Annotated in this window: 14 protein-coding genes; 7 read left to right on the top strand and 7 right to left on the bottom strand. The window is 71.9% G+C overall.

What is annotated here, in order from left to right; translation table 11 throughout:
• Nucleotides 1-203 precede the first annotated feature (203 nt).
• Nucleotides 204-1,211, bottom strand: coding sequence for a LacI family DNA-binding transcriptional regulator (locus CRYAR_RS03940; RefSeq protein ID WP_035848529.1), 1,008 nt, complete (start codon nt 1,209-1,211; stop codon nt 204-206).
• A gap of 55 nt (nt 1,212-1,266) precedes the next feature.
• On the opposite strand from CRYAR_RS03940, the gene CRYAR_RS03935 reads away from it, so the two are divergent.
• Nucleotides 1,267-1,749, top strand: coding sequence for a type II toxin-antitoxin system PemK/MazF family toxin (locus tag CRYAR_RS03935; RefSeq protein WP_245620385.1), 483 nt, complete (start codon nt 1,267-1,269; stop codon nt 1,747-1,749).
• Here CRYAR_RS03935 and CRYAR_RS03930 read toward each other — a convergent pair.
• On the bottom strand, nt 1,746-2,087 hold the full coding sequence (locus tag CRYAR_RS03930; RefSeq protein WP_035848527.1) for a DUF1330 domain-containing protein: 342 nt from the start codon (nt 2,085-2,087) through the stop codon (nt 1,746-1,748). The two genes, CRYAR_RS03935 and CRYAR_RS03930, sit on opposite strands and share 4 nt — an antisense overlap.
• A gap of 96 nt (nt 2,088-2,183) precedes the next feature.
• Between CRYAR_RS03930 and CRYAR_RS03925 the strand changes: the two genes are divergently transcribed.
• The 3 genes from CRYAR_RS03925 (at nt 2,184) to CRYAR_RS42645 (ending at nt 6,020) form a co-directional block, all read left to right on the top strand.
• Nucleotides 2,184-2,753, top strand: coding sequence for a TetR/AcrR family transcriptional regulator (locus CRYAR_RS03925; protein ID WP_035848526.1), 570 nt, complete (start codon nt 2,184-2,186; stop codon nt 2,751-2,753).
• The gene (locus CRYAR_RS03920) at nt 2,753-3,502 is read left to right on the top strand and encodes a ZIP family metal transporter (RefSeq protein ID WP_157018561.1); all 750 of its coding nucleotides are present in this window, start codon (nt 2,753-2,755) and stop codon (nt 3,500-3,502) included. Before CRYAR_RS03925 ends, CRYAR_RS03920 begins: the two co-directional genes overlap by 1 nt.
• Nucleotides 3,503-3,680: 178 nt before the next feature.
• Complete coding sequence (locus CRYAR_RS42645) at nt 3,681-6,020, top strand: putative bifunctional diguanylate cyclase/phosphodiesterase (RefSeq protein ID WP_169744989.1); 2,340 nt, start codon at nt 3,681-3,683, stop codon at nt 6,018-6,020.
• Here CRYAR_RS42645 and CRYAR_RS03910 read toward each other — a convergent pair.
• Complete coding sequence (locus CRYAR_RS03910) at nt 5,995-7,209, bottom strand: APC family permease (protein ID WP_035848522.1); 1,215 nt, start codon at nt 7,207-7,209, stop codon at nt 5,995-5,997. The two genes, CRYAR_RS42645 and CRYAR_RS03910, sit on opposite strands and share 26 nt — an antisense overlap.
• A 71-nt stretch (nt 7,210-7,280) precedes the next feature.
• Between CRYAR_RS03910 and CRYAR_RS03905 the strand changes: the two genes are divergently transcribed.
• Together CRYAR_RS03905 and CRYAR_RS03900 are read left to right on the top strand one after the other, a co-directional pair.
• Nucleotides 7,281-8,267 carry a helix-turn-helix domain-containing protein gene (locus CRYAR_RS03905; protein ID WP_035848521.1) on the top strand — a complete coding sequence of 329 codons (987 nt, stop codon included), beginning with the start codon at nt 7,281-7,283 and terminating at the stop codon, nt 8,265-8,267.
• Nucleotides 8,264-9,124: a class I SAM-dependent methyltransferase gene (locus CRYAR_RS03900; RefSeq protein WP_211247252.1), complete on the top strand. Its 861-nt coding sequence runs from the start codon at nt 8,264-8,266 to the stop codon at nt 9,122-9,124. Before CRYAR_RS03905 ends, CRYAR_RS03900 begins: the two co-directional genes overlap by 4 nt.
• A gap of 4 nt (nt 9,125-9,128) precedes the next feature.
• Here CRYAR_RS03900 and CRYAR_RS03895 read toward each other — a convergent pair whose 3' ends face one another.
• The 3 genes from CRYAR_RS03895 to CRYAR_RS03885 form a co-directional block, all read right to left on the bottom strand.
• On the bottom strand, nt 9,129-10,283 hold the full coding sequence (locus CRYAR_RS03895) for a molybdopterin molybdotransferase MoeA (RefSeq protein WP_051571898.1): 1,155 nt from the start codon (nt 10,281-10,283) through the stop codon (nt 9,129-9,131).
• A 101-nt stretch (nt 10,284-10,384) separates the two neighbouring features.
• Complete coding sequence (locus CRYAR_RS03890) at nt 10,385-10,582, bottom strand: hypothetical protein (RefSeq protein WP_157017327.1); 198 nt, start codon at nt 10,580-10,582, stop codon at nt 10,385-10,387.
• 53 nt (nt 10,583-10,635) lie between these two features.
• Nucleotides 10,636-11,598 carry a fumarylacetoacetate hydrolase family protein gene (locus CRYAR_RS03885; protein ID WP_035848518.1) on the bottom strand — a complete coding sequence of 321 codons (963 nt, stop codon included), beginning with the start codon at nt 11,596-11,598 and terminating at the stop codon, nt 10,636-10,638.
• Between the two features lie 322 nt (nt 11,599-11,920).
• On the opposite strand from CRYAR_RS03885, the gene CRYAR_RS03880 reads away from it, so the two are divergent.
• Nucleotides 11,921-12,595 (top strand): CAP domain-containing protein, encoded by a 675-nt coding sequence (locus tag CRYAR_RS03880; RefSeq protein WP_157017325.1) that lies wholly within the window; start codon nt 11,921-11,923, stop codon nt 12,593-12,595.
• Here CRYAR_RS03880 and CRYAR_RS03875 read toward each other — a convergent pair.
• Nucleotides 12,576-13,430, bottom strand: a complete 855-nt coding sequence (locus CRYAR_RS03875; protein ID WP_035848514.1) for a siderophore-interacting protein — start codon at nt 13,428-13,430, stop codon at nt 12,576-12,578. The genes CRYAR_RS03880 and CRYAR_RS03875 overlap by 20 nt on opposite strands.
• Between the last annotated feature and the right edge of the window lie 115 nt (nt 13,431-13,545).

The following is a 13,545-nucleotide window of genomic DNA, read 5'->3' as shown; positions in this document are numbered from 1 at the left end:
GTGCCCTTCGTCGCGGGCTCACCGTTGCGGGGTGGTTACGGAGAGCGCGTGCCGCAGACCATAGGTGGGCACTATGGCGCGCCGCAAGATCCGAACCGAGATTTGCAAAATCTCAACATGATCACGGATTTCTGAATGCAGTCAGCGGTTATCGCTGCTCAAAAGCCCTATTTCGACGGTAGCTGCGAAACGATTTGCGCGGCTTACGTCGCCACGCGGGCCGTGCTTGCGCGCACCACCAGCTCCGGCTCGAACAGGAGCTCGTCCGGGGCCACCGAGACACCCCGGATCTGGTTGGCGAGCAGCTCCACCGCGGCACGCCCCATCGCTTCGATCGGCTGGCGCACCGTCGTGAGAGGAGGATCGGTGCAGTTCATGAACGCCGAGTCGTCGAACCCCACCACCGAGAGGTCGGCCGGCACCGAGAGCCGACGGCGCCGCGCGGCCCGTACCGCGCCGAGCGCCAGCACGTCGCTCGCGCAGATCACCCCGGTCACACCACGCTCGATCAGCTTCGTCGCCGCGGCCTGTCCACCCTCCAGCGAGAACATCGCATTCTCGACGAAATCCGGCGGGGTGGGGACGCCGAGCTCGGCGGCGATCGTGCGGAACTCCGCAAGTTTGCGCTGCGACGGCACATGGTCGGCCGGGCCGAGCAGGAGCCCGATCCGCTCGTGCCCGAGCGAACGGAGGTGCCCGAGCGCCTGCTCGACCGCAACCCCGTCGTCGCACGAGACGCGCGGGAAGCGCAGCCGCTCGATCCCCGCGTTGACCAGCACGACCGGGAGCCGGCGGGCGGCCAGGCGCTCGTAGTGCGCGTGCTCGGCGTCGGCCTGGGCGAACAGGCCGCTCGCGAACATCACGCCGGACACGTGCTGCTCCAGCAGCAGGTCGACGTACTCCGCCTCGCTGACGCCGCCCGCGGTGCGCGTGCACAGCACCGGCGTGAAGCCCTTCTGCGCCAGCGCGTCGCCGACGACCTCGGCGAACGCCGGGAAGATCGGGTTCTGCAACTCCGGCAGCACCAGGCCGACCAGCCGCCCGCGTTCCCCGCGCAACTGGGTGGGGCGCTCGTACCCCAGCACGTCGAGCGCGGTGAGCACGGCTTCCCGGGTGGCGTCCGAGACCCCCGGCCGTCCGTTGAGGACACGGCTCACCGTGGCTTCGCTGACGCCGACCTTCTGGGCTACTTCCGCAAGCCGCCTCGTCACGCTTGCAAATTAGCGCAAAAAATCGACAGCGATTGGTGTTCGCTAGTGTTCCCCCGTGGCTCAAACCCTCCGCAAGGTGCTCAGCAAACTCCGTCCGAAGCGCGCCGCGCGCCGGGGTCCCTCGCCGGCCGAGATGGCCGCACGGGTCAACGGCGGCACGCCCGCGCCGAGCGGACGGCACCTCACCTACGCCCCGAACCTCGACGGCGACGCCGACCCGGGCGAGATCGTCTGGACCTGGGTGCCCTACGAGGACGACCCGATCCAGGGCAAGGACCGCCCGGTGCTCGTCGTCGGGCGCCAGGGCAAGAAGCTGCTCGGCCTGATGCTCTCGTCGAAGAGCGACCGGGACGGGCAGCGGGACTGGTTCGCGCTCGGCGCCGGCGAGTGGGACCGGGAGAACCGGCCCAGCTGGATCCGGTTGGACCGCGTCATCGAGGTCGACGAGGACGGCATCCGCCGCGAGGGCGCGATCCTCCCCCGCGACCGTTTCGACGCGGTCGCGAAGCAACTCCGCACCGAATACAACTGGGCCTAGCTCACCGCGGCGCGGAGTTTCTGGGCGGTGGTGACCGCGTCGTAGTCGGGGCCGACGCCGTCGACCACGATCGCGCTGCCCGGGATGTGGTCGGTACGCAGGTGCAGGATCTCCTGGTACGCCGGTGAGGCGTACCAGGCCCGGGCGCGGTCGAGGTCCGGGAACTCGATGATCACGAGCGTCCCCGGCCACTCGCCCTCGATCACCTCGGGCATCGTGCCGTGGACGACGAAGCGTCCGCCGAACGGATCCATCGTGGGCTGGATCCGCTCGATGTACTCGAACACGTCGGGGTGGTTCGAGGTCTCGTACAGGTGCGCTAGCGCGTATGCGGCCATGCCACCACTGTCCCGGCCGCGCGACCGGGCGTCGATTACGTCCGAGGTAAGGCCGATGAGCTGGACACTTCTGGCTAATCTAGTTAGCTTTGACGGATGCCCAGAGCAGGATTGACACCGGCCGTCGTCGTCGCCGAGGCGGCCCGCCTGGCCGACGAGGTCGGGCTCGACAAGCTGACGCTCGCGGTCGTCGCCCAGCGCCTCGGCGTCGCTCTGCCGAGCCTGTACAAACACGTCAAAGGTCTGGACGCGCTGCGCGGGCACATCGCGGCCCTGGCCGCGGGCGAGTTGGCGGACGCGCTCTCCGAAGCGGCGGTCGGCCGTTCGGGCCCGGACGCGCTGCTCGCCATGGCCGACGCCTACCGCGAGTACGCGCTCACCCATCCCGGCCGTTACCCGGCCACCACCCGGGCACCCCAACCCGACGACGCCGCGCACGCGCGGGCCGCGGAACGCGCGCTCACCACGATTTACGCCGTCCTTTCCGGGTACGGCCTCACCGGCGATGACGCGGTGGACGCCACTCGGACGCTCCGCAGTTCATTGCACGGATTCGTGTCATTGGAAAGCGGAGGTGGTTTCGGAATGCCTCACGACGTCGACCGTTCATTCCGGCGCCTGATCTCGACCTTGGATACGGCATTCCGCTCGTGGCCGCAGGCATGATTCCCACCTGGCTCGAGGCCGGACTCTGGGGCCTGCTCGGCGGAGCCGCACTCGTGATCGGGGCCGCGGTCGCCTGGTGGATCCCGGTGCGGCGTTCGATCGTCGCCGCGATCATGGCGTTCGGTGCCGGCGTCCTGATCTCCGCGCTCGCGTTCGACCTGGTCGCCGAGGCGGCCGACAACGCCGGCGTCGGCCCGACCACGATCGGGTTCCTCGGTGGCGCGGTCGTCTACGTCCTGGCCAACGTCGCGCTCGACCGCCGGGGCGCACGGCACCGGAAACGCGCCGGGGACGAGCAGCCCTCCGAGCGGCAGCAGGGCGGCAGTGGGATGGCGATCGCGGTCGGAGCCCTGCTGGACGGCATCCCCGAGTCGGTCGTGCTCGGCGTCAGCCTGCTCGGCGGAGCCCAGGTCAGCACGGCCGTCATCGCCGCGGTGTTCATCTCGAACATCCCCGAGGGCCTGTCGAGCGCGGCCGGGATGAAGGCCGCGGGCCGCTCGGCCCGGTACGTGTTCGGCGTCTGGGGTGGCATCGCGATCGCCAGTGGCGTCGCCGCGCTCGTCGGGTACGCGGTCCTCGGTGGCGCCTCGGCGACGGTGCTCGCCGTGATCACCGCGGTCGCGGCCGGCGCCATGCTGACGATGATCGCCGACACGATGATTCCGGAGGCGTTCGCCCGCACGCAGATCCTGACCGGATTGGTGACCTCGCTGGGATTTCTCACCGCATTCGCGATCCATCGAGCCTGACCCCCAATTGGGCGGCAAATTGCGTCACCGAAATGCGTGTCTGTCCTAATCGGCCAGAAGATTGGAACTGCTGCCGGAGTTTTGCACGCGGACGACCGTCCGTGGTGCCATGGTTGTCATCTGGTGGGGCGACCGGACACTGGCGATGCCGGGGGTGTGATTGGTCTTGGCGTCACTCGTGGGTAGACCCGTGGCCCGGAGCGCGTCGGCGAGCAGCGACACGAAGAACGGCTGGATCGTCGCGCTGATCGGCGGCGCGGTCGCCGTCGGCGTGGTCAACCTGTTCCCCGACGACACGCGGCCGATCGCGTGCAGCGTCGTGGAGATCGCGACCCTGGCCGTCTTCGCCATCGGGCTCCGGCTCAACCGGCCACCGCAGCGCGTGATCGTCGTGCTCGTGTTCGGTGCGGTCACGCTCGTCACCGTGACCAAACTGGCCCGCCGCGCCGACACGGTCTTCGACCCCGGGTTCAGCCTCCCCACCCCGGTCACCGACTGGCTGTACCTGATCTCCTACCTGGCCCTGGCGCTCGCTCTCGGCATCCTCCCGCTGCACGGCCGCCGCCAGACCAAGCTCACGAGCGTGACCGAGGGCGGCATCCTGGCCTGCACGGTCGTGGTCCTGGCCTGGTCCGGCGTCATCGATCCGGCGCTGGACTCGTCCCGGATCGACCCGGTCGTCGCGGTGACCGCGTCGCTGCTGCCGATGCTCGGCCTGCTGATGGTCACCACGATCGCGCGGCGACTCCTCACGCTCGGCCGGCGGTCACCGGCCGGGATCCTCACGGTCGTCGCCCTGCTCGTCCTGCTGACCGGCGACACCGCGTCGATGGCCACCCGCCTGGACGAAGGCGTCGTCGCCGGACCGCAGCCGTCGATGCTGGGGTGGCTCGTCGCGACCGTGCTGATCGCCGCGGCCGCGCTCCACCCCTCCGCGGCCGTCGAACCGCTCCCCGCTCAACGGAACCGCCGGGGCGTGATCGCGCGCGGTTACGTGCTGCTGATCCTGGTCGGCCCCGCGGCCACCGCGCTGGCGCTGGTCCGCGAGATGAACCACGGCTTCGAGGTCGACGTGCTCGACGTCGTGGTGCCGCTTGTCGCCACCACGGTCACCGCGATCCTGCTGGTCTTCCGGCTGACCGCGTTCGCCAGGGTCGCCGAGCAGCGCGCCACCGCGCTCGACACGCGCACCGACGCGCTCGAGACCGCGCTGGCCGAACAGGTCACGCTGCGCAAGGTGCTCAGCCACCAGGCCACCCACGACCCGCTCACCGGTCTGCCGAACCGCATGCTGTTCAACGAGTCCGTCGACGAGGCGCTCACCGAGGGACAGCCCGGCTCGCTGCTGCTCTTCGATCTGGACGGCTTCGCCGACGTCAACGACCGGTACGGGCACGAGGTGGGCGACGACCTCCTGCTCGCGATCACCGAGCGGCTGCTCACGACCGTGCCGCCGCCGCACACGCTCGCCCGGCTCGGTGGCGACGAGTTCGCGGTGCTGCTGAGCCGCACCGACGAGGCCGCGAGCCTGCGCCACGCCCAGGAGATCCTCGCGGCGCTGCGGGGTCCGTTCCAGGTCGGGGCGTACCAGCTGTACACCGCGGCCAGCCTGGGGTTGCGCCCGCTCGACCCGGAGACCGGCACCGCGCGCCTGCTCAGCGACGCCGACCTGGCCCTCTACGCGGCGAAGGCCGCCGGGCGCGATCAACTCGTCAGCTACGACCCGCAGTTGCGGACCAGGCACCTGGCGCAGGCCCGGATGGTCGACCGTCTCCGGGACGCGCTCGAGCACGACCAGCTCTCGGTCTTCTACCAGCCGGTCGTCGACCTGGCGAGCGACCGCTGGGTGACGGTCGAGGCGTTGGCACGCTGGGAGACCGAGGAGTGGTCGGTCAGCCCCGACCAGTTCATCCCCGCCGCCGAGGACAGCGGGCTGATCGTCGCGCTCGGCACCTTCGTGCTGCGTCAGGCCTGCCGGGACGCCGCCGTCTGGCACCGCGAGCACGGCACCCGGCTCGCCGTGAACGTCTCCGTGCACCAGCTGCGCGACGCCGAGTTCGCGAACACCATCCGCAGCGCGCTCACCGACAGCGGGCTGCCGGCCCAGGCGCTCTCGCTGGAGATCACCGAGAGCGTCCTGGTCGGCGCGGGCACCCAGCGCGCGCAGGCGATCGCGCACCTCACCGAGCTCCGCGAGGCGGGCGTCGCGGTGGCGATCGACGACTTCGGCACCGGCTTCTCGTCGCTGGCCTACCTCCAGACCCTGCCGATCGACACGATCAAGATCGACCGCGCGTTCGTCCCGTGCGGCGAGGTCTACGACTCCCAGCAGTTCGCGCTGGTCCGCGCGATCGTCCAGCTGGCGCGCGGGCTGCGGCTCGGCACCGTCGTCGAAGGCGTCGAGACACCCCAGCAGGCCCGGATCCTGCGGCTGCTCGGCTGCGGCCTCGGCCAGGGCTACTACTACAGCAAGCCGGTGCCGGCGGCGGAGATCAGCGCGTCGCTGGCATTCGCCTGACCCGGAGGTAGAGCAGCGCGCCGGCCGCCACGACCGCGGCCCACAGCAGGTACTTGCCGGTCAGCACCGTGAGCACCAGCACGATGCCGAGCGCCGCGACCGCGACCGGGCGTCCCCGCAGCAGCTTCACCGCCGCCGCGACCCCGACCGCGTAGACGGTCACGAACAGCCCGGTGGTCGCCAGCACCAGCGGACCCGGCCCGATCCCGGCGGCGAGCACGCCGATCAGCGCCGCCAGCACCGCGACGACGAGCACCCCGAGGCTGCGTCGAGGTACCTCACCCGCGCTGCTCCCCCGTCCGAGCCAGGCCGGTAGCGCGCCGTCCCGGCCGAGCGCCGCGCCGAGCTTGGCCGCGCCGGCGAAGTACGTGTTTATCGTGCCGAACGTCAGCAGCAGCGCCGCCAGCGCGGCGAGCAGCCGGGCGTCGCCCCCGAGGGCCGCGGCGAGCAGCTCACCGAGCGGCGCTGCGGACTCCCCCGCCGCGGACCCGAGCACCCCGATCACCGCGAAAGCCACCGCCAGATACAGCACCCCGACGACGACGACCGCGGCCGCGGTGGCGCGGGGCAGGTCGCGTTCGGGTCGGCGGAACTCGGCGGTGAGGTGCGTGATCGCCTCCCAGCCGACGAAGCTCCACACCAGCAGCGCCACGGTCGGGGCGATCGCACCCCAGCCGTGCGGCGCGAACGGGGTCAGGTTCCCAGTGCGGAAATGCGGCCCCGACAGCACCACGGCCACGAGCAGGAACGCCACCAGGAGCAGGGAGAGTCCGAACTGGACCCGCCCGGACAGGCGGACGCCGTACGCGTTCGTGACGCCGGCCCCGACGATCAGCGCGATCGCGGTGAGGGCCCGGCCGCCGCCGGTAGCGGACTCGACGTACGCCCCGGCGAAGAGCGCGGCCGCCGCGGCGCCCGGCGGAACCGCGAAGAAGAAGCACCACCCGACCACCGACGCGGCCGACGGGCCGAACGCCAGCCGGGCGTACGTCGAGACCCCGCCGGCGTCGGGGTAGCGGGCGCCGAGCGCGGCGAACGTGGCCGCCAGCGGCGCCGACGCGACGACGAGCAGCACCCAGGCCAGCAGCGACGCGGGACCGGACACCTCGGCCGCGAGCGCGGGCAGCGCGATGACGCCGGTGCCGAGCACGGCGCCGACGTACATCGCCGTGCCGTTGATGGAGTTCATGCACCTCACCCTCCGGCGGGACGTCGGGCGCGAACAGGCCGGATCCCAGCGGACTGCGCTAAATTCCTGCCATGGGCCAGGCGCACGTCGTCGCAGTCGCGGTGACCGGCTCGCTGCCCGTCTTCGAACTGGCGGTGGCGTGCGAGGTCTTCGGGCTCGACCGCAGCGACATCGTCGACCCCTGGTACGAGCTGCGGCTCTGCGCGGCCGAGGCCGGGCCACTGCGTACCGCGGCCGGGCTGGGCGTGGACACTCCGTACGACCTCGACGACCTGGTCGCGGCCGACACCGTGCTGGTGCCCGGCATCCACCGCAGCACCCAGCTGGACCCACCCGAACCGCTGCTCGACGCGTTGCGCCGTGCCTACGGCGCCGGCAAGCGGATCGTCTCGTTCTGCGGTGGCGGCTACGTCCTGGCGGCGGCCGGGCTGCTCGACGGGCGGCGGGCGACCCAGCACTGGATGAACGCGCTCGACTTCGCGCACCGGTTCCCGCGCGTGCAGGTGGACCCGACCGTCCTCTACGTCGACGACGGGCAACTCCTGACCAGCGCGGGCACCGCGGCGGCAATCGATCTGAGCCTGCACATCGTGCGGCAGGACCACGGATCGGCGGTGGCGGCCGAGGTGGCCCGCCGGATGGTGGTGGCGCCGCCGCGGCAGGGCAGCCAGGCACAGCACCCCACGCCGTTGTCCGCGCGGCTGGGTGACCCACGGCGGCCGGACGACCTGAGCGCGGTGCTGGCCTGGGCGCAGGAGCGGCTCGACCAGCCGCTCGCCGTGGCCGACCTGGCCCGGCAGGCGCACCTGAGCCCGACGACGTTCGCCCGCCGGTTCCGGACGACGCTCGGCGCCACGCCGCTGCAGTGGCTGGTGGAGCAGCGGGTGCGGCGCGCGCAGGAGCTGCTCGAGACGACCGACGAGCCGGTCGAGCGGATCGCCAGGCTGGCCGGGTTCGGAACGCCGGCGAACCTGCGCCACCATTTCCAGCGGCTGGTCGAGGTGTCGCCGCAGACGTACCGGCACGTGTTCCGATACCGAGCGAGGGTGCACGCGTGAGCTGGTCGCAGACCCAGGAGCAGCGCTGGAGCGCGGTGCTGCGCACGCTGGCGGAGTTGGTCCCGCCGGGGGCCGCCGTGGTCGTCGAGGGCTCCGACGAACTGGCCGCCCGCCTGACCGCGGCCGGCGTGCCCGTCGGCACCCGCGGCGACGTGCGCATCAGCACGAACGGGCGGCGTGACGCCGCCGACGTCGTCGTGGATCTGCGTGATCCGGGCTGGCCGGTGATCCGGCACGTGGACACGCGGCTGGCGAACGCCGACCGCTGGCACCTGACCGAGTCACGCGCGTTCTTCGCCGCGAAGGCCGCCGGCTGGGACCGCCGGTTCGGCGACGACCGGCCGGCCTACTCCGCCGCCGTCGGCGACGCGGGCTTCCGGCCCGGCGGGGTCGTCGTCGACGTCGGGTGCGGTACCGGGCGCGCGCTGCCGGCGCTGCGCTCCGCGGTCGGGCCCGCCGGCGTGGTCCTCGGGCTCGACCTGACCCCCGAGATGCTGGCCGAGGCCCGGGGCCACGGCGTCGCCGAGCACGCTCCGCTCGTGCTGGCGGACGCGTGCCGCCTCCCGTTCGGCTCCGCGTCCGTCGACGGCGTCTTCGCCGCCGGGCTCCTCATGCACCTGCCCGATCCGGACGCCGGGCTGCGCGAGTTCGCCCGGGTCACGCGGAGCGGAGGGCGGCTGGCGTTCTTCCACCCGACCGGCCGGGCCGCGTTGGCCGCGAGGCACGGTCGCGAGCTACGTCCCGACGAGGCACTGTCCGCGGGCCCGCTCCGCGAATCCACCACGCGCTCCGGCTGGGAACTCACCCGGTACGACGACGCGGAGGAGCGCTTCTTCGCCCTCGCGGTCCGCCGCTGAGCCGTCAGAACCGCAGGATCTCGGCGAGAGCGCCGGGCTCCCAGCCGGGTTCCAGCACCGCCACCCCGTCGGCGTCGGCGGCCGCGCGGAGACGTGCGGGCCCCGCGTCGGCGACCGGCACCGCCACCCCGTCCCCCAGCCGCACCGGCTGCAGCCTCGTGATCGCACCCGGCGCACGCACCGCTCCCACCACCGGAAGCCGGAACACCGGCCGGGCCGCCCGGCCGAGCAGGCCGTCGAGCAGGGGGACCAGCAGCGTGAGCGCTCCGACCAGGCCCGCGAACGGGTTACCAGGGAGCCCGACCACCCACCGCCCACCAGGCAGCGACGCCAGCAGCTGAGGATGCCCTGGCCGGCACGCGACCCCGTCGACGAGCAACGCCGCGCCCAGCTCGGCGAGCACGGCGTGCAGGTGATCGGCCCGGCCGACCGATGAGGAACCGGTCACCACGAGCACGTCCGGTCCCTCCCGGACCAACGCCTCGCGCAGCCGCGAGAATTCGTCCGGCACCGGCACCAGCGACGGTGGGGCCGCTCCGGCCGCCTCGATCAGCGCCACCACCATCGGGCCGAGCGCGTCGCGCACCTGCCCGGCCTGCGGCAACCCGGCCTGGACGACCTCGTCGCCGGTGACCACGATCCGCACCACCGGCCGGCGCCGCACCGCGACCGTGTCGGCGCCGCCCTGCGCGAGCAGGCCCGACAACGTGGGGGTGAGCTCCCGGCCGGCGTCCGCGAGCACGTCGCCGCGGCGCAGGTCCTCCCCGGCGCGCCGGATGTGCCGCCGCTGGGGCGCCGGTGCCTCGAGCACGCCCCCGGCCACGGCGGTCTCCTCGTACGGGATCACGGCCGACGTGCCGTCGGGGACCGGGGCACCGGTCGCGATCTCCACCGCGGCGCCCGCCTCGACCCGGCCGGGGTCGGCCGTGCCGGCGAGCACCCGCCCGGCGATCCGCCACGGCCCGCTCCCGGCGACCGCGTACCCGTCCATCGCCGCGGTGTCGAACCCGGGCACCATCGTTCGCGAGTGGACGGCGTCGGCGAGCACCCGGCCGATCGCCGATCCGAGCGGAACGGTCTCAGCCGGCCGGGGGTTTGCGCACCCCCGTGCGCGGGCACGGGCTTCGTACCAGTTCGTGGTACTCGTGTGGGGTTCCACCAGGGTCACGGACGCTCCCCACTCGACGTGGGCTTTTGTCTACAGTATGCGACCACCGGCCATTTTGGAAGCCGACCGCGACGCCTCTCGACCCGGCTCTCTCAATGCGTGGGGCGGGCCGGAACGGTCTGGCTCCGGTGGCGCGGGAGCGAACGGGGATGCAGCGGGTGTTCGACCCAGAGCAGCTGCGTCCACGCCTCGATGAGCGAATCCGGCGGGGAGGTGACGTCCGGGGCGTGGAACCGCACCCGGTAGTCGCACTGCAGATCCGGACAGCCGATGTACGCGTTGATCCCCATGGAGAAGTGGTACACCTGGTGACAGACCCGAAGGATTAGCCCGGAGATGGGTGTTAATCCTCAGCGACGCAGGTATTGCGCTGCGCTCCGAGCCCAGTGATCGAGCACTCCAGCACGTCGCCCGGCTTCAGGAAGACGTCCCAGTGGGCGCCGTTGCCGGCCGGTGAGCCGGTCAGCAGCAGGTCACCCGGCCGGAGCTCGGTGATCGTCGACGCGTACTCGATCAGCCGGGCGACGTCGAAGATCATGTCCTTGGTCGACTCGTCCTGCCGCACCACGCCGTTGTGCTCGAGGCGGATCCGCAGCCGCATCGGGTCACCGACGAACTCCGCCGGCACCAGGAACGGGCCGGTCGGCAGGAACGTCATCGCATTCTTGGCGACGAACCAGTCGGTGCCGATCGCCTTCAGGTCGGGGCGGTAGAGCCGGTCGCGCGTCGTGATGTCGTTGCTCATCGTGTACGCCGCGACGTGCGACATCGCCTCCGACCGCGGGATGCGCCGGCCGGGCCTGCCGATCACCAGCGCGAGCTCGAGCTCCCAGTCGTGCTGCTCGCCTTCCCGGGGCAGCACGACGTCGTCGAAGGCGCCGCACATCGCCCGCGGCGAGCCGAGGAACAGGTACGGGGTGCCGCTCTCGGCTCTGGCGTCCATCATCGCGGCGGCGTCGGCTCTGGCCTCCTCCGGCGTCGCGCCGTTCGCGGCCTCCCGTTCCGCGGCGACCAGGTCGATCACGTGCTGCCGGTAGTTGGCGCCGCTCTGCAGGATCTGCCCCGGTTCGAGCGGCGGCAGCACCAGCAGCGTGTCGCCGCCCCGCCAGTCACCACGCGGGTCCGCGGCCAGCCGGCGCAGCGACGTGAGCGTCGAGTCCCAGTCGACGAGCAGGTCACGGACCGTGCGACCGAGCGCGGAGACGTCACGCACCCGCCCGTCGACGACGAGGCCGGGGAACGGACGGCCACCGACGTGGGCGAACGTGCCGAGCGCGAACTCCCCGGCGTGGGTGGGGAACGACACGGTCGCCTCCTAGGCGTCTTTCGACGTCAACACCCTTGAAGCGTAGTAGCCGCCGACCCGGTGGACTCGCTCCGGACACCCGGATTCACCTCGGCGAACGTGTGTTCATTCACTGTTCGTGCGAGCCGCCGCTCGGACCACGTGATCGTGCAACTGCTCAAAAATGAACGGGAATCCCGGGCCGGATGTGAACCCCTGCGCACAAAGATCCGTGATTTCGACACGACGGCCGGTCGAGGGGTGAGCAATGTTCGGGTCGACGTACGGAAACCACGCCAGCCGGCCCGACATCTATTCCGGGTCCCGGCGCAGATTCACCGGAGTGGGCACGATCGCCGCGGGGTTCGTCGCGCTCGTGCTCGTGCTGGGGGCCCTGCTCACCAGTGAACTCGGCCGCTACGGCACGTCGGACTCCCCGTCGGACACCCAGGGCACCGCCCTCGACGCACCCACCCCGAGTCCCGGCGCGCCCGACGACGCACCGCCGAGCGCGGACCCGGCGGCGCCGATCGCCCCGGCGGCCCCCGGCGGCACACCCGACGGGGCCCGGCCGTCCGGGTCGCCGACGCCGTCGAAACCGGTCGGCCCACCAGCGGCGGGCGACGCCACGAACCGGGCCGTGCTGGCCTCGATCAACAAGTCGCTGACCTCGATGGGCTGCGACGAGGTCACCTACTCCGCGACGCTGCAGAAGGCGTCGAGGGCGCACCTGGCCTCGATGATCCGGACCGGCTACCTCAAGCTGATCGGCCCCGACGACAGCGACCCGGGCAAGCGGGCCCGGGCCGCCGGGTACCGGCGCAACGTTCTGGAAGCGATCGTGCTCGGCGCCGAGTCACCGAACGAGGCGGCCCGGGTCGGCTTCACCAAGTCCACCGACAAGACCGTCCGCGCGCAGTCCAGCGGGGCGCTGAGGTGCGGCTACCGCGCGGTCGGCGCCGACATGGCGCTCGACTCACGCAACGTGCCGATCACCGTCATTTTCCTGGGGAAGTAGCAAGCGCCTGGGCTTCCTCCTCCTCGATCCGCGCGTTGAACTCGGCCTTCGAGGACTGCCAGCCGTCCTCGTCGCGCCCGCGGCGCCAGTAGCCGGAGATCGACAGCTGCTCCCGCTCGACGCCCCGCTCGACGCGGAGGTACCGGCGCAGCTCCTTGACGAAGTTGGCCTCACCGTGCACGAACGCCAGCGGCGCACCGGCGGGGAACTCGAGGGCGCGTACCGCCTCGACCAGCGCGTCGCCGACCGGCCGGTCACCGCGGTGCAGCCAGACGACGTGCGCGTCGGCGTCGGTACCGAGTTTCTGCTCTTCCTCCGGCCCGGCGACCTCGATGAACGCGTACGCGGGTTTCCCGGCCGGCACCCGCTCGAGCGACGCGGCGATCGCCGGTAGCGCGGCCTCGTCGCCGACCAGGAGGTGCCAGTCGGCGTCCTCGGTCGGCACGTACGCTCCGCCGGGGCCCATGAACAGCAGCCGGTCGCCGGGTTTCGCCGCGGCGGCCCACGGACCGGCCACGCCTTCGTCACCGTGCACGACGAAGTCGATCGCCAGCTCGCCGGTCTCGGCGTCCCAGCTGCGGACGGTGTAGGTGCGTACCCGCGGCCAGGTCTCGCGCGGGAGCGTCTCGCGCACCACGTCCATGTCGAACGGCTCGGGGTAGTCGACGCCGTCCTGCGGGAACATCAGCTTGACGTAATGGTCGCTGAACTCGCCGGCCGGGAACTCGGCGAGTCCCTCGCCGCCGAGCACCACCCGGACCATGTGCGGGGTGAGCTGCTCGGTTCGCAACACGGTCGCCGATCGAATCGACCGCTTCCGGCGGGGCTGGGTCATCCGGAACCTCTCTCTGCTCGCTACTAAGGGCAGCCTAACCCGGAAAACCGGGAACCTCGCTTGACTGTCCGAGCTTGTCCCGTACTACTGTTTTCTTAAGTTTTGGGTTTTTTAG

Source organism: Cryptosporangium arvum DSM 44712 (assembly GCF_000585375.1).
GTDB lineage: Bacteria > Actinomycetota > Actinomycetes > Mycobacteriales > Cryptosporangiaceae > Cryptosporangium > Cryptosporangium arvum.
Note: the sequence above shows the minus strand (reverse complement) of the source record. Positions and strands in the feature narration are given on the sequence as shown.

What these genes read in the sequence shown, in the direction of transcription:
- CRYAR_RS03910 (WP_035848522.1), bottom strand. Translation starts at nt 7,209, where the DNA reads ATGAACTCCATCAACGGCACGGCGATGTACGTCGGCGCCGTGCTCGGC.
- CRYAR_RS03925 (WP_035848526.1), top strand. Translation starts at nt 2,184, where the DNA reads ATGCCCAGAGCAGGATTGACACCGGCCGTCGTCGTCGCCGAGGCGGCC.
- CRYAR_RS03930 (WP_035848527.1), bottom strand. Translation starts at nt 2,087, where the DNA reads ATGGCCGCATACGCGCTAGCGCACCTGTACGAGACCTCGAACCACCCC.
- CRYAR_RS03890 (WP_157017327.1), bottom strand. Translation starts at nt 10,582, where the DNA reads ATGGGGATCAACGCGTACATCGGCTGTCCGGATCTGCAGTGCGACTAC.
- CRYAR_RS03905 (WP_035848521.1), top strand. Translation starts at nt 7,281, where the DNA reads ATGGGCCAGGCGCACGTCGTCGCAGTCGCGGTGACCGGCTCGCTGCCC.
- CRYAR_RS03875 (WP_035848514.1), bottom strand. Translation starts at nt 13,430, where the DNA reads ATGACCCAGCCCCGCCGGAAGCGGTCGATTCGATCGGCGACCGTGTTG.